General features: G+C 70.6%; 17 protein-coding genes. 14 read left to right on the top strand and 3 right to left on the bottom strand.

Annotated features, from left to right (window positions below; translation table 11 throughout):
* The first annotated feature begins 408 nt into the window (after positions 1–408).
* The 6 genes from LGR54_RS09660 to mgtE all read left to right on the top strand — a co-directional run bounded on the left by LGR54_RS09660 (position 409) and on the right by mgtE (position 6,427).
* Complete coding sequence (locus LGR54_RS09660) at positions 409–1,008, top strand: aspartate kinase (protein ID WP_230361757.1); 600 nt, start codon at positions 409–411, stop codon at positions 1,006–1,008.
* Complete coding sequence (locus LGR54_RS09665; RefSeq protein WP_214011425.1) at positions 1,005–1,577, top strand: flavoprotein; 573 nt, start codon at positions 1,005–1,007, stop codon at positions 1,575–1,577. Before LGR54_RS09660 ends, LGR54_RS09665 begins: the two co-directional genes overlap by 4 nt.
* Positions 1,570–3,060 (top strand): DUF6513 domain-containing protein, encoded by a 1,491-nt coding sequence (locus LGR54_RS09670; RefSeq protein ID WP_230361758.1) that lies wholly within the window; start codon positions 1,570–1,572, stop codon positions 3,058–3,060. Before LGR54_RS09665 ends, LGR54_RS09670 begins: the two co-directional genes overlap by 8 nt.
* Positions 3,057–3,644, top strand: a complete 588-nt coding sequence (locus tag LGR54_RS09675; protein ID WP_230361759.1) for a DUF447 domain-containing protein — start codon at positions 3,057–3,059, stop codon at positions 3,642–3,644. The genes LGR54_RS09670 and LGR54_RS09675 overlap by 4 nt, the downstream gene beginning before the upstream one ends.
* A gap of 25 nt (positions 3,645–3,669) precedes the next feature.
* Positions 3,670–4,404 (top strand): (5-formylfuran-3-yl)methyl phosphate synthase, encoded by a 735-nt coding sequence (locus LGR54_RS09680; protein WP_230361760.1) that lies wholly within the window; start codon positions 3,670–3,672, stop codon positions 4,402–4,404.
* 619 nt (positions 4,405–5,023) lie between these two features.
* Positions 5,024–6,427, top strand: a complete 1,404-nt coding sequence (mgtE, locus tag LGR54_RS09685) for a magnesium transporter (RefSeq protein ID WP_230361761.1) — start codon at positions 5,024–5,026, stop codon at positions 6,425–6,427.
* 69 nt (positions 6,428–6,496) lie between these two features.
* On the opposite strand, the gene LGR54_RS09690 is transcribed toward mgtE, so the two are convergent.
* Entirely contained in the window at positions 6,497–6,709 is a 213-nt protein-coding gene (locus LGR54_RS09690) for a DUF1059 domain-containing protein (protein ID WP_230361762.1), read from the bottom strand.
* Positions 6,710–6,927: 218 nt separating this feature from the next.
* Between LGR54_RS09690 and LGR54_RS09695 the strand changes: the two genes are divergently transcribed.
* From LGR54_RS09695 to LGR54_RS09710, 4 genes are read left to right on the top strand one after another with little or no spacing between them, the layout of a single operon-like run.
* A complete protein-coding gene (locus LGR54_RS09695) occupies positions 6,928–7,944 on the top strand; it encodes a beta-ribofuranosylaminobenzene 5'-phosphate synthase family protein (protein ID WP_255607452.1) in 1,017 nt (338 codons plus the stop codon).
* Between the two features lie 37 nt (positions 7,945–7,981).
* Positions 7,982–8,878: a methylenetetrahydromethanopterin dehydrogenase gene (locus tag LGR54_RS09700; RefSeq protein WP_230361764.1), complete on the top strand. Its 897-nt coding sequence runs from the start codon at positions 7,982–7,984 to the stop codon at positions 8,876–8,878.
* An 8-nt stretch (positions 8,879–8,886) separates the two neighbouring features.
* Positions 8,887–10,011 carry an ATP-grasp domain-containing protein gene (locus LGR54_RS09705; protein WP_230361765.1) on the top strand — a complete coding sequence of 375 codons (1,125 nt, stop codon included), beginning with the start codon at positions 8,887–8,889 and terminating at the stop codon, positions 10,009–10,011.
* Complete coding sequence (locus LGR54_RS09710; RefSeq protein ID WP_230361766.1) at positions 10,008–10,829, top strand: triphosphoribosyl-dephospho-CoA synthase; 822 nt, start codon at positions 10,008–10,010, stop codon at positions 10,827–10,829. Before LGR54_RS09705 ends, LGR54_RS09710 begins: the two co-directional genes overlap by 4 nt.
* On the opposite strand, the gene LGR54_RS09715 is transcribed toward LGR54_RS09710, so the two are convergent.
* Complete coding sequence (locus LGR54_RS09715; protein WP_230361767.1) at positions 10,819–11,490, bottom strand: HisA/HisF-related TIM barrel protein; 672 nt, start codon at positions 11,488–11,490, stop codon at positions 10,819–10,821. The two genes, LGR54_RS09710 and LGR54_RS09715, sit on opposite strands and share 11 nt — an antisense overlap.
* A gap of 28 nt (positions 11,491–11,518) precedes the next feature.
* Between LGR54_RS09715 and LGR54_RS09720 the strand changes: the two genes are divergently transcribed.
* From LGR54_RS09720 to folB, 3 genes are read left to right on the top strand one after another with little or no spacing between them, the layout of a single operon-like run.
* Entirely contained in the window at positions 11,519–12,481 is a 963-nt protein-coding gene (locus LGR54_RS09720; protein WP_230361768.1) for an ATP-grasp domain-containing protein, read from the top strand.
* The gene (locus LGR54_RS09725) at positions 12,478–13,521 is read left to right on the top strand and encodes a hydantoinase/oxoprolinase family protein (protein ID WP_230361769.1); all 1,044 of its coding nucleotides are present in this window, start codon (positions 12,478–12,480) and stop codon (positions 13,519–13,521) included. The genes LGR54_RS09720 and LGR54_RS09725 overlap by 4 nt, the downstream gene beginning before the upstream one ends.
* 27 nt (positions 13,522–13,548) lie before the next feature.
* Positions 13,549–13,914 carry a dihydroneopterin aldolase gene (gene folB / locus LGR54_RS09730; protein ID WP_230361770.1) on the top strand — a complete coding sequence of 122 codons (366 nt, stop codon included), beginning with the start codon at positions 13,549–13,551 and terminating at the stop codon, positions 13,912–13,914.
* A 5-nt stretch (positions 13,915–13,919) separates the two neighbouring features.
* Here the strand turns inward: folB and LGR54_RS09735 are convergent, their stop codons facing one another.
* Positions 13,920–15,161 carry an acyltransferase family protein gene (locus tag LGR54_RS09735; protein ID WP_370638172.1) on the bottom strand — a complete coding sequence of 414 codons (1,242 nt, stop codon included), beginning with the start codon at positions 15,159–15,161 and terminating at the stop codon, positions 13,920–13,922.
* Positions 15,162–15,355: 194 nt separating this feature from the next.
* Here LGR54_RS09735 and pepN point away from each other — a divergent pair, with 194 nt between their 5' ends.
* Entirely contained in the window at positions 15,356–18,001 is a 2,646-nt protein-coding gene (gene pepN / locus LGR54_RS09740) for an aminopeptidase N (RefSeq protein WP_370638187.1), read from the top strand.
* The last annotated feature ends 17 nt before the right edge of the window (positions 18,002–18,018 follow it).

Genomic DNA, 18,018 nt, shown 5'->3' on the forward strand with positions numbered 1-18,018 from the left:
TGAAGTTTCTAAATTGGATGCTAGAGTTCCATCGTCATCGCGGCAGAGACGAACCGACCCTTGTCTCGCTGAAGCCGATCGCCTGTATTTTCGCCCCCCGCAGCGGGCGACCGGTATGGCGTAGCCGCGAGACAACCAAGGTGCTGCGTTCCGACGCAGGCGCCCGATGCCGGGCCGCCCCCGCCAGGGCGGTCCGGCTATCGGACGGCGTGCCGTCGTCGTCCCTATCCCCGTCTTCTCCCGTACCGGTGACAATGCCCCCCTGCCCTCGGCCGGAAGGGTCGCCCTGGCCGGCACACGGCAAGGCGCGGGAGGCAAAGGGTTTTCCCGTCCGACCTTTTGTCGCATAAGCACCGCTGCGCATCCGTGCTCAATGGAGCGGAACTGCGAGTTGCGGGACGTGACCTCATGCACCAGACGCCTATGCCGGAAGCGGTCATCGTCAAGCTCGGCGGCAGCCTTGCCGCCGCGCCGCGCCTCGCCGAGCTGCTGTCCGGCCTCGCGGCGGCCGGTGCCCCGCTCATCGTGGTGCCGGGCGGCGGCCCGCTGGCGGATGCGGTGCGGGCGCTGCAACCGCGCCTGTCGCTGAGCGAGGACGCCTGCCATCACATGGCGATCCTCGCCATGGAAAGCCTCGCGCTGGCGCTCGCCGACATCGAGCCGCGCCTCACTCCCGCAGCCGATGCGCCCGCCATGGCCCGCGCCCATGCGGCCGGCCGCGCCGCGCTGTGGCTGCCGGCGGCGATGGCCCGCGCCGCCGATCTCCCGGCGAGCTGGGAGGTCACCTCCGACAGCCTGGCGCTCTGGTTGGCGCTGCAGCTCGGAGCCCACCGGCTGGTGCTGGTGAAATCCGCGCCCGCGAGCACCGGCCAGCCTGCGGAATGGGCCGAAGCCGGCCTCGTCGATCCCTACTTCCCGCCGCTCGCCGCGCGCTACACTGGGCGGATCGACCTCCTCTCGGTCGACGAGGCGCTGGCCGCCTTCTCCCGCGACAGGAGCGCGGCATGAGCGAGACCCGAACCAACCCGCGCAAGGACGCCCGCTGGGCCTGGGCGCTCACCGGCTCCGGGCACTTCTTCGTCGAGTCGCTGGCGCTGATCGCCAGCCTCGACCCGGTCGACCTGTTCGTCTCCAAGGCGGCGGAGGAGGTGCTGCGCATGTACCGGCAGGAGCTGCCGGAGCATCTGCGCATCTATCACGACCTCTCCGCCTCCGCCGTGCCGGTCGGCCGCTTCTATGAGGGGCGCTACCACACGCTCGTCGTCTCGCCGGCCTCGGCCAACACGGTGGCGAAATGCGTGTACGGCATTGCGGACTCGCTGGTCACCAACTGCTTCGCCCAGGCCGGCAAGTGCCGCGTGCCGAGCATCGTCTTCGCCTGCGACACCTCGCCGGAGATGATCACCATGGCGCCGCGCGGGCCGGTGCCGGTCTATCCGCGCGCCATCGACCTCGAGAACACCGACCGCCTGTCCCGCTTCGAGTACTGCACGGTGGTGGAGACCATCGGCGCGCTGGAGCAGGCGGTCGCCGCCCGCAAGGTCGAGCTCGCCGCCGGGACGCCGGCCGATGGCTGAGGACAACGAGAAACCCGCCGGCCACGGCGCGGAGCGGGTCGCCCTCGTCACCGGCTCGCTCGCCGAGCCGCGCCTCGTCAAGGTGGCGGGCGAGATCGCCTCGCCGGCGCTGGATCCGGTGGTGGTCAATGTCGGCGTCAAGGTCGCGGCGCTGATGACCGCCGAGATCGTCGAACGCCGCTTCAAGGTGCCCGAGGGCACCAGCCGCGTGGTGATGCCCGGTCGTTTCCGTGGCGACCTCTCGCGGCTGGAGCGGCATTTCGGCCTGCCCTTCGAGCGCGGCCCGGACGAGCTCGCCGACCTGCCGGAGCATTTCGGCAAGGCGCGCGCCCGCGCCGACCTGTCGCGTCACGACGTCACCATCTTCGCCGAGATCGTCGACGCCTCGGCGCTGTCGCTCGACGATCTCCTCGCCAAGGCGAAGCGCCTCGCCGGCGACGGGGCGGAGGTGATCGATCTCGGCTGCCTGCCCGACACACCCTTCCCGCATCTGGAGGCGGCCATCGCCGCGCTCAAGGCGGAGGGGCTGAAGGTCAGCGTCGACAGCTTCAATCCCGAGGAGCTGTCCCGCGCCACCCGCGCCGGCGCCGACTATCTGCTCAGCCTCACCGAGCACAACCTCGCCATCGCCGAGGAGGGCCCGGCCATCCCGGTGCTGGTGCCCTCGCCGCCGAGCGACCTCGGCTCGCTCATCCGCGCCATCGAGGCGTGCCGGGCGAAGAACATCCGCTTCCTCGCCGACCCGATCCTTGAGCCGATCCATTACGGCTTCACCGCCTCGCTGGAACGCTACGCCACGCTGCGCCGGCAGTATCCGGACATCGACATCCTGATGGGCATCGGCAACGTCACCGAGCTCACCGACGCCGACACCACCGGCATCAACGCCCTGCTGATGGGCGTCATCTCCGAGCTGCGGCTCAACGCGGTGCTCGCGGTACAAGTCAGCCCGCATTGCCGCACGGCGGTGAAGGAGTTCGACCGCGCCCGCCGCGAGTTCTTCGCCGCCCGCGAGGCCGGTGCGCTGCCGCAGGGCTTCGGCGGCGGGCTGATGGCACTGCGCGACCGCCGCCCCTATGCCGCCTCGCCCGACGAGATCGACGACCTCGCGAAGGAAGTGCGCGACCGCAATTACCGCATCATGGTGGCCGAGGACGGCGTGCACGTCTTCAACCGCGACGGCCACCACATCGGCGACGACCCGTTCGCCTTCTTCCCCTCGCTGGGAGTGGAGGACGACGCCGCGCACGCCTTCTATCTCGGCGTGGAGACCGCCCGCGCCGAGATCGCCTTCCGGCTCGGCAAGCGCTACGCGCAGGACGAGGCGCTCAAATGGGGCGTCGCCGGGCGGGGCGACGGGCGCGACGATGACGGCAAGGCCGATCCGCACCGTTTGACATTCGACAAGGCGGGTTCAACCTTGGCAAGCAAGACCTCGACCGGCTCGACGCTGCCGACGAAGCCCGATAAGAGCGAGCCATGATCCGCGAGACCATCGTCACCACCCGTTCGCGCGCCGGCGAGCGCCACATCGCTCCCATGGGCGCCACGGTGATCGAGGGCGGCTACCTGCTCCAGCCTTTCAAGCCGTCGCGCACGCTCGACAATCTGGCCGACACCCAGATCGGCGTCATCAACTTCACCGACGACGTCCGGCTCATCGCCGCCTGCGTGCTCGGCAAGCGCATTCCGGTCGAGACGCAGAAGGCCAGCTATATCGACTGCCCGCGCCTCGTCGGCGCGCTGTCGCATGACGAGATCACCGTCGACCGGATCGAGGACCACCCGCAGCGGCCGCGCATCTTCTGCAAGACCTATCACAGCGAGGGCCATCACCGCTTTCTCGGCATGAACCGCGCCAAGGCGGCGGTGCTGGAAGCTGCCGTGCTGATCAGCCGCCTGCACATTCTCCCCGACGACAAGGTGGATGCCGAGATGGCCTATCTCGCCATCGCCGTGGAGAAGACCGCCGGCCCCGAGGAGCAGGAGGCGTGGGAGTGGATGCTGGAGGCGGTGTCCTCGCATCGCCGCACGCGCGACGGCCTGCCGCCGGCCGCGACACCATGAGCGTGATGCGATGGAACCGGGTCTCATGAGCCGCCACGTCTCGCATCTCCGTCCGGTCGTGCCCGGCGCGGCACCCGGCCTGCTCGCCAGCGTCGCCGATCTCGCCGAGATGCGCGCCGCCATCGCCGGCGGCGCTGATATCGTCGACCTCAAGCAGCCGGCCTTCGGCGCGCTCGGCGCCTGGAGCTCGGAGGCGCTCGATGCCGCGATGATGCTGTGGAACGCCTGCGGGCCCGACCGCCCGGCGCTCAGCGCCACTGCCGGCGACCAGCCCATGGTGCCGGCCATCCTGGCCAGCGCCTGCGCCCGCGTCGCCGCCACCGGCGTGCCCATCGTCAAGGCTGGCCTGTTCGCCAGCCCGCATGCCGCCGCCTGCATCGCGGCGCTGGCGCCGCTGGCGGCCCGGACCCGTCTCGTCGGCGTGCTGTTCGCCGACCAAGACCCCGACTTCTCGCTGATCGCCGACGCCGGCGGCGCCGGCTTCTACGGCATCATGCTCGATACCGCCGACAAGAAGGCCGGCCCGCTCACCGCCCATCTCGACGCCCTCACCCTCGGCCAGTTCGTCGAGGAGGCGCACCGGCATGGCCTGATGACCGGCCTCGCCGGCTCGCTCACCCTCGACGACATCCCGGCGCTCGGCGGCGTCGGTGCCGACTATCTCGGCTTTCGCGGCGCGCTCTGCGCCGATGGCCGCACCGGCCGCTTCGATCCGGTGAGGCTCGCCCAGGCGCGGGCTCTGGTACGCGCGCTCCGCTGATCGTGACCCGCGGCCCGACCCGCGCCGGCAAAACTCCCCCGCCTCGATCTGGACTCCGCAGCCGGAGTGAATTACCGTTCCGTTAATATAAAAAATTGAAACAATTTATGGAGGATTTCGATGCAGACGGAACGGGACGAAATCAGCGGCAGTCGATCCTTCGGGGGCTTTGTCTCCCTCGCGGTCGTGCTGCTCCTGCTGGTCTGGCTCTTGGTCTGATCCCGACTGGCCGGCAGCCATACGCTCGCTGCCGGCATGAGATGTCGACGGCGACATCTTTCGCCGTCGCCTGCCCGCTTGCGGCCGCGCCGAAGCGTCGCCCCGGTCTTTCCCAACATCCCTGAACCGCTGCAAAGATGCGCCGGATGCCGCAGCGTCGGCCGGCCGCTGGGATGAGGCTTGACAGAAATGCGGGCCGGGTTCACTGAAACCGTCATGATGCAGTGCATCATCGATGCAATGCTCTCCACAAAGATCAAGATTCAACACATGCCCAGCGACAGTGACAGTCGATCGTCCGGCCCGTGGCGGCCGGCGTGCGTGAGCCGACCGCAGGCATGACCTAGCACTCGGCTCGCTGCGCCGCCCTCCCGGGACGGACGGTGGAAAGTGAGCCGAAATGGACGATATCCGCAACACGGCCGAAGACCGCCGCGACGATCCCCGTCGCGACGACGAATTCGTGGACGCCGCCGCCCTCGCGGCGGAGCTTGCCGAAGAACACCCCGCCGACATTGCCGAGGCCCTCGACGACGAGGAGCCGGAAGTCGCCTCGGCGGTGCTCGCCAGCCTGCCGCGCGAGAAGCAGATCGAGATCCTCGACCTGCCCGACTTCGATCTCTCCAGCGATCTCATCGAGGCGCTGCCGGTCGAGGAGGCGGTGCGCCTCATCTCCGAGCTCTCCGCAGACCGCGCCGCCGACCTGTTCCGCTGGATGGAGGAGCCGGCGCGCTCGCACCTGTTCGCCCGCCTGCCGGCCGCGACGCAGGCCGAGCTGAACCGGCTGCTCTCCTGGCCCGAGCACACCGCCGGCAGCCTGATGACCACCGAGTTCGTCTCCGTCCCCTCCAGCTGGACGATCGGCGACACGCTGCGCCATATCCGCGCCATCGAGCGCACGCGCGAGACCATCTACGCCATCTACGTGCTCGATCCCGAGACCCACAGGCTGCTGCAGGCGGTGACGCTGCGCCGGCTGATCATCGGCGAGCCGCAGCAGCCCATCCTGTCCGCCGCCCCGGATCATGACCCGATCACCGTCGATCCGCTGATGGACCGCGAGGAGGTGGCGCGGCTCATCTCCAAATACGATCTGCTCGCCGTGCCGGTGGTCGACGCCAACGAGCAGGTGCTCGGCATCGTCACCGTCGACGACATGATCGACGCCATCATCGAGGAAGGCACCGAGGACGCGCAGAAGTTCGGCGGCATGGAAGCGCTGGACGAGCCCTATATGGAGATCGGCTTCCTCGACATGCTGAAGAAGCGTGCCGGCTGGCTCTCCATCCTGTTCCTCGGCGAGATGCTCACGGCGAGCGCCATGCAGCATTTCGAGGACGAGCTGGAGCGCGCCATCGTGCTCACGCTGTTCATTCCGCTGATCATGAGCTCGGGCGGCAATTCCGGCTCGCAGGCGACCTCGCTGATCATCCGTGCGCTCGCTCTGCACGAGATCAAGCTCGGCGACTGGTGGCGGGTGGCGCTGCGCGAGCTTCCCTCTGGCCTCGTGCTCGGCGCCATTCTCGGCACGCTCGGCATGACGCGCATCACCATCTGGCAGCTCGCCGGCTTCCACGACTATGGCGAGCACTGGGTGCTGGTGGCGGCGACCGTCGGCTCGGCGCTGGTGGCCATCGTCACCTTCGGCTCGCTGATCGGCTCGATGCTGCCCTTCGTGCTCCGGCGGGCCGGCTTCGACCCAGCGAGCGCGTCGGCACCCTTCGTCGCCACCTTCATCGACGTCACCGGCCTCGTCATCTATTTCAGCGTGGCGCTGGCCATCCTGCACGGCACGCTGCTGTAGCGTCCAAGGCACGGCACCCGTCCCCGCGGCATCCCGTCCCTACCGCAAGAGGGACGGGATGCCGGGATGTCAGGCCGCTCGCGGCGCGGCGGCCGGCGGCGTGCCGCGGTGGATGACCTTCTTCATCTCACCGCGCAGTTCCGGCGTGTCCTTGTGGCCGTGCATGGCGACGGCATGCTGCACGGCGGCCTCCATCAGCTCGCCTTCGCTGTCGGCGGCCATTGCGAGCGTGCATTTCTTGTCGCTGGGCATTTCCCGGCAATCGATGAAATAGCGTCCCATATGCGCCTCCCTTGTCAGGGCACCGCGCGGGTCAATCCCATCCTGCGATCGGCATCCACCGCAGGGCGGCACCGTCCAGTGAGGCTACGCCCGTCGGAGGAGCCCGGCAAATCACGAAGCGCCGCCTTCGCGGGCGCCGGCCCTCCCGCCGCCCACCGGCAAATGGTCGCGCCCGGTTGCCCGTGGCGGCGACGGGGCTCTACCATGGTGGGGAGGAAATGCCCGTGAACGAAAATACGACGACCATCGCCCACCCCGACCGGCCGACCCATGCGAACGGGGTGCGCGTCATCGCGCCGGCCCGGCTGCATCTCGGCTTTCTCGATCTGTCCGGCAGTCTCGGCCGCCGCTTCGGCAGCCTCGGCCTCACGCTCGACCAGCCGACGCTGTCGCTAAGGATGCAGCCGGCCGACGCGCTGGTCGCGACCGGGCCCGACGCCCCCCGCGCCCGCGCCGCCGTCGAGCGGGTGGCGGCGGCCTTCGATCTCGATCCACGCGTCGCTGTCACGGTGGAGCGGGCGCTGCCGCCGCATGCCGGGCTCGGCTCGGGCACCCAGCTGGCGCTGGCCGCCGGCTCGGCGCTCGCCGCGCTGCGCGGCCGGCCGCTCGATGCCCGCACCCTTACCGACGCGCTCGACCGCGGCGCCCGCTCCGGCATCGGCATGGGCGCCTTCGCGCAGGGCGGCGTGCTGCTCGACGGCGGCAAGGCGGCCGGCCATCACGCCCCGCCGCCCATCCTCGCCCGCCATCCCTTCCCCGCCGACTGGCGTATCCTGCTCGCCTTCGACGACACCGCGCACGGCCTCAGCGGCAGCGAGGAAGTGTCGGCGATGAACGCCCTGCCGCCCTTCGAGGAGGCTCTCGCCGGCCATCTGTGCCGCCTAACGCTCATGGTCGCCCTGCCGGCGCTGGTCGAGGAGGACTGCACCGGCTTCGGTGCCGCCGTCGGCGAGATCCAGGCCCGGCTCGGCGATCACTATGCCCGCGCGCAGGGCGGACGCTACACCAGCCGGGATGTCGAGGCCGCCATGGAGTTCGCCGCCGCCGAGGGCGCCACCGGCGTCGGCCAGAGCTCCTGGGGCCCAACCGGCTTCGCGCTTGTCGCCTCGCCCGACGCCGCCGAGCGGCTGGCGGCGCTGCTGCGCCAGCGCTTCGCCGACCGGCCGAACCTGTCCTTCACGGTGGCGCGCGGCCGCAACACCGGCGCGCGCACCGACTGGCTCGCCCCCGACTGACACGCCGCCGACTGGCACTTCCCCGGAGAACCACGGAATGGACGAGCACGCGCCGATCCTGCACATCGTCTCGCCGCTGCGCCACATCAGCCCCTTCGACGTCAACATGGCGGTCGATGCCGGCTACGCGACCATCCTGCCCTATAGCCAGGTCGCGCTGGAGGAGATCGGCGAACTGGTGCAGGACATGATGTTCTCGCGCCCGCCGGCGGGCGCGCCACGCACCGGGCTGTTCATCGGCGGCAAGGACGCCGCGCTGGCGCTCGACATGGCGGCACGAGCGCAGGAAGTGCTGTTCCCGCCGTTCCAGATCTCGGTCTTCGTCGATCCGGCGGGCGCCTTCACCACCGCCGCCGCGATGGTGGCGGAAGTCGAGCGCCATCTGCGCGTCGTCCGCCCGCAAGGGCTGGAGCACGCGAGGGTGCAGGTCTACGGCGCCACCGGCGTGGTCGGCGGCATTGCCGGCGTGCTCGCCGCCCGCGCCGGCGCGCAGGTGACGCTGGTCAGCCATCGCGACATCGAGACCGTCGAGGCCAAGGCCCGCGACTTCGCGCACCGCTTCAGCGTCTCGCTCGCCAGCGCCGCCGCCCGCAGCGAGGAGGACAAGCGCGACCTGCTGCCGGAGGCCGATGTCGTACTCGCCTGCGGCAAGGCCGGCGTCGAGATCCTGTCGCCAGACGCGCTGGCGGCCGCTTCCTCTCTCAAGGTCGCCGCCGACATCAATGCGGTGCCGCCGGCCGGCATTGCCGGCATCGACGCCATGGCCAACGGCGTCGCCCTGCCGGGCGGGGCGCGCGGCATCGGCGCGCTGACCGTCGGCCAGCTCAAATATCAGGTGCAGCATGAATTGCTGAAGCGCATGCGGGTCGCGGAAGGCCCGCTCGAGATCGGCGTCGAGGTCGCCTTCGACCTCGCCCGCTCGCTCGCCGCCTGAGGCCTGCCATGCCCGACATCGTGCTCGCCGCCCTGTCCGCCCGCGCGCTCGCGGCGGCGGCGCGGCGCGCCGGCCTCGAACCGCTGGTGCTCGACCTGTTCGGCGACGAGGACACGCGCGAACTCGCGGCACAGATGGTGGCACTGCGCCGTCACGACGGCCTCGCCATCGACGCCGACGACCTGCTCGCGCAGCTGGACCTGCACGCCGCCGCGTCCGCCCCCCTCGTGCTCGGCTCCGGCTTCGAGGCGATGCCGGAGCTCGTCGACCGGCTGGCCGCGCGCGGCAATCTCGCCGGCAATGACGGTGCGGTGCTGCGGCAGCTCAAGGATCCGTTCGCGCTGAGCGGGTTGCTGGCCAGCCTCGGCATCCCGCATCCACGCGTCTTCGCCGAGGTGGCGCCGATCGGCGTGGACACGCTGGAAAAGGCCATCGGCGCCTCCGGCGGCGGCCACATCCACCCGGCGCAGCGGGTGCACGGCGCCGGTCATTACCTGCAGGAGCGGATCGAGGGGCGCTCGGTCTCGGCGCTGTTCCTCGCCGATGGCCGCGACGCCCGCCTGCTCGCCTTCTCCGAGCAATGGTGCGCGCCGGATGCGAGTTCGCCCTATCGCTATGGCGGCGCCGCCGGCCCCATCGCGGTGCCGCCCCATGTCGAGCGGGAGGTGGCGCAGGCACTCGCCCGTCTCGCTGGCGCCACCGGGCTTGTCGGCCTCGCCAGCGCCGACCTCATCCTGTCGCACGAAAGCTGGAACCTCATCGAGCTCAACCCGCGACCGGGGGCGACGCTGGATATTTTCGACCGCCCGCCCCTGCCGCCGCTGCTGCGCCTGCATCTCGACGCCTGCGCCGGCCGCCTGCCGGACCTGCTCCCCCTGCATCCCGACCCGCAGGCTGGCGCCCGGGCGGCCGGCATCCTCTATGCGCCGGCCGGCTTCGAGATGCGGCTCGCGCCGCTACCGACCCACACCGCCGACCGGCCGGCACTCGGCACCCGGCTGCACCCTGGCGAGCCGGTCTGCACGGTGTTCGGCGAGGGCCGCGATGCCGAGGAGGCGCGCGGCGTGATGCTGCTGCGCATGGACGCGCTGTGGGACGCCATGCGGCGCGCCGGAAGCGGAGCGCGGCCATGACCATGGTCGACATCGAAGCCGCCTTCCTCGCCGCCTGCTTCGCCGAGCTCGACGCGCTGAAGCCCGGCAATGTACATCGCTTCGCCGCCGGCCACGGCATGGAGGTCGCGCATTTCGAGGCCGCCGCCTTTGCGGCCGCACCCTGCATCGCCCGGCGGGGAGAACGGGTGGGAGCCCGGATCGAGGCGGCAGTAGCCGCCTCGCTGGCGGTCGCCGGGCTCAACACCAATCTCGGCATCCTGCTGCTCTGCGCGCCGCTGGCGGCGGCGGCCGAACGACCGGCGCCGCTGCGGCAGGCGCTCGGCGAGGTACTGGCGACGCTCGACCTTGCGGACGCCTCCGCCGTGTTCCGCGCCATCGCCGCCGCCAGTCCCGGTGGGCTCGGCCGGCGCGCCGATCACGATGTCGGCGCCCCCGCCACCATCGGTCTCGTCGAGGCGATGCGGCTCGCCGCCGGCGAGGACCGTATCGCCGCGCAATATGTCGGCGGCTTCGCGGATGTGTTCGATATCGGCGTCGCCCGCCTGCGTGCCCTTCCCGATGCCGAGCCGGAGGCGCGTACCGAGGCTGCCTATCTCGCCTTCCTCGCCGCCTTCCCCGACAGCCATATCGGCCGCAAGTTCGGCCGCGCCGTCGCCGGAGAGGTGCAGGCGGAAGCGCAGGCGGTGGCCGCCGGCATCGACTGGCTGGCCCCGGCGGCGCGGCGCCATCCGCCGCTCGCCGCCTTCGACGCCCGCCTGAAGGCGCGCGGGCTCAACCCCGGCACCAGCGCCGACCTGACGGTGGCCAGTCTGTTCGCCGCCGCGCTCAGCTCATGAAGCCGGAAATGTCGGCGGCACTGAGCCGGCCGTCATGCAGCGCGCTCGCCACCAGCACCCCGGCGACGCCGATATCGCGCAGCCGGCGGAGATCCTCGACGTCGCGCACGCCGCCGGCGGCGTAGACGCGGCGCGCCCCCGCCCGCCCCAGCACGTCTCGCAGCCGATCGTAATCGGGGCCGGCATCGCCGCCGACGCGGGCGAGCGTCATCACGATCACCTCATCCGGCCACAGCTCGGCGCGCTCATGCAGTTCCGCCGGCCCGCGCCGGCCCTCGGTGTCATGGTCGAGCGAGAGCACGGTCGGCCCCTCGCGCAGCGCTGCCAGCCCACCTGCCGCATCCGCCATCGATTCGGTGCCGAGCACCCGGTGCAGCCGCTCTCCCTCCAGCCGCGCCTCGCCGGCATCCACCCACAGCCGCTCGAACTGTTCCGCCAGTTGCGCCAGCTCGGCCCGGTGCGGCTCCCGCCCGGCAATGGCGTCGAGATCGGCGACATAGAGCGTGCGGAACGGCGCCAGCGAGCGCAGCGCCCGGGCGATGTCCGCCGGCGCCGAACCGGCGCAGAGGCCGGAGACGATGGGACGATAATTCGCACGGTCGCCGCGCCGCGCATGCACGACGGCGCCTCCCATCAGGTCGATCACCGGTATAAGTTCCACGCCGATACGCTCCGCCGCGAAGGGTTCCATGCAGGTTCTGGTGTGCGAGTTTGTAACCGGAGGCGGGCTCCGGGGCGAAGCGCTTTCGCCCTCGCTCGCCGCCGAGGGCGCGCTGATGCGCGACGCGCTGGTCGGCGATCTCGAGGATCTGCCCGGCATCCGCGTCATTACCACGCACGATGATCGCCTGCCGCCGCCCCCGCGCGGCGACAGCCGACCGCTTGCCGCCGGTGACGACGCGGTGGCGGTCTGGGCCGATCTCGCCGTCGGCGCGGACGTCGTCTGGCCGATCGCCCCGGAGACCGGCGGCGCGATGGAGGCGGTCACTGCCAAGCTGCGCCGCCACAGCCGTTGCGTCCTCGCGCCCGATGCCGAGACGCTCCGCCTCTGCGCCGGCAAATACGCCACCGCCGTCCGCCTCGCCGCCGCCAGCATCGCGGTGGTGCCGAGCTGGCGCCCCGTCGAGGTGCCGCCGGAGGCCTCCGGCCTTCTGGTGGTGAAGCCCGACGACGGGGCCGGCAGCCTCGACATCCGCCTGTGCCCGCGCGAGGACGCCGTTGCCGCCGGCATCGACATGGTGGTTCAGCCCTATGTCGCCGGCGCGGCCGAAAGCCTCACCTTGCTCTGCCAGTCCGGCCGCGCCCATGTGCTGAGCGTCAATCGCCAGCATGTGGAATGCGCGGACGGACGGCTCGGCTTCCACGGCGTCACCGTCGGCATCCGCCCGCCCGGCGCGGTCGAGGCCGGGCTGGCGCAGGCGATCCTCGATGCGCTTCCGGGCTTGCATGGCCTCGTCGGCGTGGATTATCTGGCGACGCTCGCCGGGCCGGTGGTGGTCGAGGTCAATCCGCGGCTGACCACCTCCTATGCCGGCCTGCGGCGGGCACTCGGCGTCAACGTCCTCGCCTTCGTCGCCGATCTCATGCGCGACGGGGCGGTGCCGGAGCTGCCGCGTCTTCCCCCGCCTGTTCCGGTCGAGGTGCTTGTGTGACGACGATTACGCGTTTGGGCTGGGATGTCGGCGGCGCTCATGTGAAGCTGGCCGCCTTCGGCGAGGATGGCCGGCTCGCCGCCGTGCGTATCGCCCCCTGCCCGGTCTGGAAGGGCGCGCAGCACCTCGCCGAGGCGCTGCGCAAGCTGCGCGCCGAATTCCCCGCCGGCATTCCCTCCGCCGTCACCATGACCGCCGAGGGCGCCGATCTCTGGCCGGACCGCCATGCCGGCGTGGTCGGCACCGCCGCCGTGCTGATCGAGGAACTCGCCGGCGCGCCGCTGGCGCTGTTCGCCGGGCCGGAGGGCTTCGTGCCGGCCGATCAGGCCGCCGCCCATTCCGCCACCATCGGCTCGGCGAACTGGTACGCCACCGCCGCCGTGCTGGCGCATCTGCTGCCGGCCGGCGTGCTGGTCGATATCGGCTCCACCACCGCCGACCTCATCGCCTTCGGCGAGGGCCGGGTCGAGGCGCGCGGCTTCTCGGATGCCGAACGGCTCGCCAATGGCGAACTGCTCTACACCGGCATCGTGCGCACCCCGGTGATGGCGCTCGCCGGACACGTGCCCTTCGCCGGCCGCCTGGTGCCGCTGATGGCCGAGCTCTACGCCACCACCGCCGACATCTACCGCGTGCTCGACGTGCTGCCCGACGATGCCGACCTGCACCCGGCCGCGGATGGCGGCGCGAAGAGCGCGGAGGCCAGCGCCCGCCGGCTGCTGCGCATGGTCGGCGAGGACCTCACCGCGGCGAACCAGACGCGCGCGCGGCGCCTCGCCTATCATCTGAGCCAGCAGCAGCTGCATCGCCTCGCCGGCGCGCTCGATGTCGTCGCCTCGGCGCGGGAGGACGATGTCGGGCTGGTGGTCGGTGCCGGCATCGGCCGCTTCCTGTCGCGCCAGCTCGCCGAGCGGCGCGGCGCTGCCTATCTCGATCTTGCCGACGTCCTCACCGACGACCCGGCGCTTGCCGGCCCGGCCGCCGACTGCGCGCCGGCGGTGGCAGTCGGCCTCCTGTCCGCCGCGCTGGCGCCGGGCTGAACCATAATAACGACCGGGAGCGCCCCCATGTCCGACCGTATCTTCCTGCGCGGCATCGAGCTGCACGCCTATCACGGCCTCTATGAGGAGGAGGCGCGGCTCGGCCAGCGCTTCATCATCGATGTCGACTGGTGGCTCGACGCCCATTCCGCCGCCGCCCATGACGATTACGCCGAGACCGTCGGCTACGAGAAGGTGTTCGAGACGGTGCACGCCGTCTCCTCCGGGCACCGCTTCCACATCATCGAGGCGCTCGCCGAGGCGATCGCCGCCGAGATCCTGCGCCGCTTTGGCCGCGTCGAGCGGGTGCGGGTCGAGGTGCACAAGCCGAACGCGCCGATCCCCGGCGTACTGCGCGACGTCGGGGTCGAGATCGTCCGCCAGCGCGGCTGAACGGGTCAGCGACGCCTGACGCGTACCGGCACCGGCTCGCCGCAGCGCGCCGTGGCCCGCGCGGCGGGCAGCAGGCTCCTCGGCTTTTCCTGCACGCGCGCCAGCCGGGCGAAGCGGTCGCGCCAGGGCACCTCGACAAGCCGGAACGTCAGCGCTGCCAACGCCACCGCCAGCGCCACCACCAGCGCCAGCAGCGTGGTCGCGCCAGCCGGGCCGACGGCGTAGAGCTGCTTGGCGACCCCGTCGACCGCCACCTCCTGCCGGAGCGCGACGCCGGCGAGCTCGCCATAGGCCCACAGGCCGTAGCTCACCACCAGCACCAGCACCGGCATGTGGATGAGGTAGATCGAGAACGACCAGCGACCGAGCGCCTGCAGCGGGGACAGCCGCATCAGCCGCGAGGCCAGCCCGCCCTCGCGCGCGAACACCAGGATCGGTACCGCGAAGGCGAGCGGCGCCAGCACGCTCAGCGCATGCGCCTTGTCCGGTCCCCGGCCGGCGGCGAGGATGAACGCCACCGCCAGCGCCAGCGACGCCATCTCGCAGAAAGTGGCGAAGGGCAGCCGCCGGCCGCGCAACGCGGCGTGCACATGGTAGGCGCCGACGCCGGTGAAGAAGCCGGCGATGCAACGTATGAGCCCGAAATCGGCGGTGGAATTCATATAGGCCGGCGCGAACGTCACAATGACCAGCCCCGCCCCCACGGCGAGCGCCGACGCCACCAGCAGCAGCTTGCGCCGTGCGACCAGCACCACCAGCGCGAACAGGATGTAGGTGTAGAATTCCGCGCCGATGCTCCAGGCCGGGCCGTTCCAGGCGGAGCCGTACAGCCCCATGGAATTGAGCAGGAAGGCGTTGAGCAGCAGTGCCTGCAGCGAATAATTGCCGCTGCCGGCATCGATCAGCAGCCGGTCGGGATGATGGCCGACGACGTTGATCGCCATCACCGCCAGCATCATCGCGAACAGCACCGCCAGATGCAGCGGCCACAGCCGGCCGATGCGGCGCAGCAGGAACCCGACGAATTGCCGCCGGTCGCCGATCCGGTCGCGATAGGCGTGGCAGACGACGAACCCCGACAGCACAAAGAAGAAGTCCACGAAAAGATATGAATTCAAAACAAATTCATTCTGCAAGAACGGGGTATTGACGATAAATATGAAGTGATAAATGACCACCATGACGGCACATATGCCACGCCAGGAGTCGAGAACCTCGAATCTTTCGCTCATCGCGACAGAATTCATGCCTCATACCTCTCAGGTACCATCCTGCCGCCCGAATCATTAGACATAAAACTGGCGGCACTCACCCCAAGCGCTAACGAAACAATGTGGCGAGAGTTCCGTTTTCAATTCGCCGTCCGCGACGCCGGGGGGACTTCCGGTCGCCGCGCCGACGTTCTACAGCTTGATCCTCGTGCATGCGGGAGTAAGCGATGATGCGTGATGCCGATCCGAAGCCCGTCCGTCTCGCGGATTACCGGCCGCCGGACTGGCTGGTCGATACCGTCGATCTCGACATCGGCCTCCACCCCACCGCGACGACGATCCGCGCCCGGCTCGCCATGCGGCCGAACCCGCTCGGCCGCGAGGGCTCGCCCATCGTGCTCGACGGCGACGAGCTGGTGCTGAAGTCGCTGGCGCTCGACGGCGCGGCGCTGGCGGGCAACGCCTACAGCGTCACCCCGTCCTCGCTCACCCTGCTGGCGCCGCCGCAGCGCCCGCTGGTGCTGGAGATCGAGACGCAGCTCGATCCCTCCGCCAACACCAAGCTGATGGGCCTCTACCGCTCCAGCGGCAGCTACTGCACCCAGTGCGAGGCCGAGGGCTTCCGCCGCATCACCTATTTCCCGGACCGTCCGGATGTGCTCGCCGTCTACACCACCCGCATCGAGGCCGACCGGGCCGAGGCGCCGGTGCTGCTCGGCAACGGCAACAAGGTCGAAGAGGGCGAGATCCCCGGCACCTCGCGGCACTTCGCGGTGTGGCACGATCCGTGGCCGAAGCCCTGCTACCTGTTCGCGCTGGTCGGCGGCCGGCTCGACCGCGTCGGTGACCGTTTCGTCACCGCCACCGGCCGCGAGGTCGAGCTCGGCATCTATGTCGAGGCCGGCAAGTCCGCCCGCGCCGGCTACGCCATGGACGCGCTCAAGCGCTCCATGCGCTGGGACGAGGAAGTCTTCGGCTGCGAATATGATCTCGACGTGTTCAACATCGTCGCCGTCGCCGATTTCAACATGGGCGCGATGGAGAATAAGGGCCTCAATATCTTCAACGACAAATACGTGCTGGCGAGCCCGGAGACCGCGACGGATTCCGACTATTCCAGCATCGAGGGCATCATCGCCCATGAATATTTCCACAACTGGACCGGCAACCGCATCACCTGCCGCGACTGGTTCCAGCTGTGCCTGAAGGAAGGCCTCACCGTCTTCCGCGACCAGGAATTCACCTCCGACGAGCGCTCGCGGCCGGTGAAGCGCATCATGGATGTGCGGCTGTTGAAGGCCTTCCAGTTCAGCGAGGATGCCGGCCCGCTCGCCCATCCGGTGCGGCCGAGCACCTATCGCGAGATCAACAACTTCTACACCGCCACCGTCTACGAGAAGGGCGCCGAGGTGGTGCGGATGCTGAAGACCCTTCTGGGGCCGGACGGTTTCCGCAATGGCATGGACCTCTATTTCGAGCGCCATGACGGCGAGGCGGCGACCATCGAGGATTTCCTCGCCTGCTTCGCCGACGCCACCGGTACCGATCTCGGTCACTTCGCCCTGTGGTACGCGCAGGCCGGCACGCCGCAGCTCACCGTCACCGGCGAGTGGAACCCGGCGGAGAAGAGCTATCGGCTCGACGTCGAGCAGTCCGTGCCGCCGACGCCCGGCCAGCCGGACAAGCAGCCGCTGGTGATCCCGCTCGCCATCGGCCTCGTCGCGCCCTCGGGCGAGGACCTGCCGCTCACCCTCGCCGACGGCTCCTCGCCGGTCGGCGGCGTGCTCACCGTCGACACCGCCCGCGCCAGCTTCGTGTTCCGCAACGTCGCCGAGCGGCCGGTGGCCTCGCTCAATCGCGGCTTCTCGGCGCCGGTGCGGCTGGTCAGCAACCTGTCGACCGAGGACCTCGTCTTCCTCGCCCGCCACGACCACGACCCGTTCAACCGCTTCGAGGCGGTGCAGACCATCGCCTTCGCCTATCTGATCGAGGCGACGCAGGCGGCGCGCTCCGGCCGCAACCTGCCGGGGCCGGAGGCGCTGATCGCCGCCATGGGCGCCAGCCTCGCCGATCCCGCGCTCGACCCCGCCCTCGTCAGCCAGGTGATCCTCGTCCCCTCGGAAAGCGACATCGCCCGCGAGATCGGCCAGGACGTCGATCCGGACGCCGTCAACGCCGCACGCGGCACGCTGCGCCGCGCCATCGGCACCGCGCTCGCCGATCCGCTAGCGCACGCCTTCGAGCGCTTCGCCGCTCCAGGCCCCTACTCGCCGGACGCCGCCTCCGCCGGGCGGCGGGCGCTGCGCAATGCCTGCCTCAGCCTGCTCGCCGAGGCGGGGACCGGCGAGGGCGTCGCCCGCGCGCTCGGCCTCTACCGCGCCGCCGACAACATGACCGACCGGCTGCAGGCGCTGACCACATTGACGCATTACGCGCCCCAGCATCGCGATGAGGTGCTGGCCGACTTCTACGAGCGCTTCCGCGACGATCCGCTGGTGATCGACAAATGGTTCGCCCTGCAGGCGCAGATCGCCGAGCCGGCGACGCTGGACCGCATCCGCGAGCTGACCGGCCATCCCGCCTTCTCGCTGCGCAACCCCAACCGGGTGCGCGCGCTGATCGGCAGCTTCGCCGCCAGCAACCCGACGCAGTTCAACCGCGCGGACGGCGCCGGCTACGATTTCCTCGCCGACACCGTGCTCGGCCTCGACGGCTCGAACCCGCAGTTGGCGGCGCGGCTGCTCGGCGCGTTCAAGAGCTGGCGTGTGCTGGAGGAAGGCCGGCGGACAAAGGCCGAGGCGGCCCTGCGCCGCATCGCCGGCACGCCCGGCCTGTCGCCGGACGTCACCGACATCGTCAGCCGTTCGCTGGCGTAAAGCGCGCCGGGGCCGTC

The organism is Ancylobacter sp. Lp-2 (assembly GCF_020523795.1).
GTDB lineage: Bacteria > Pseudomonadota > Alphaproteobacteria > Rhizobiales > Xanthobacteraceae > Ancylobacter.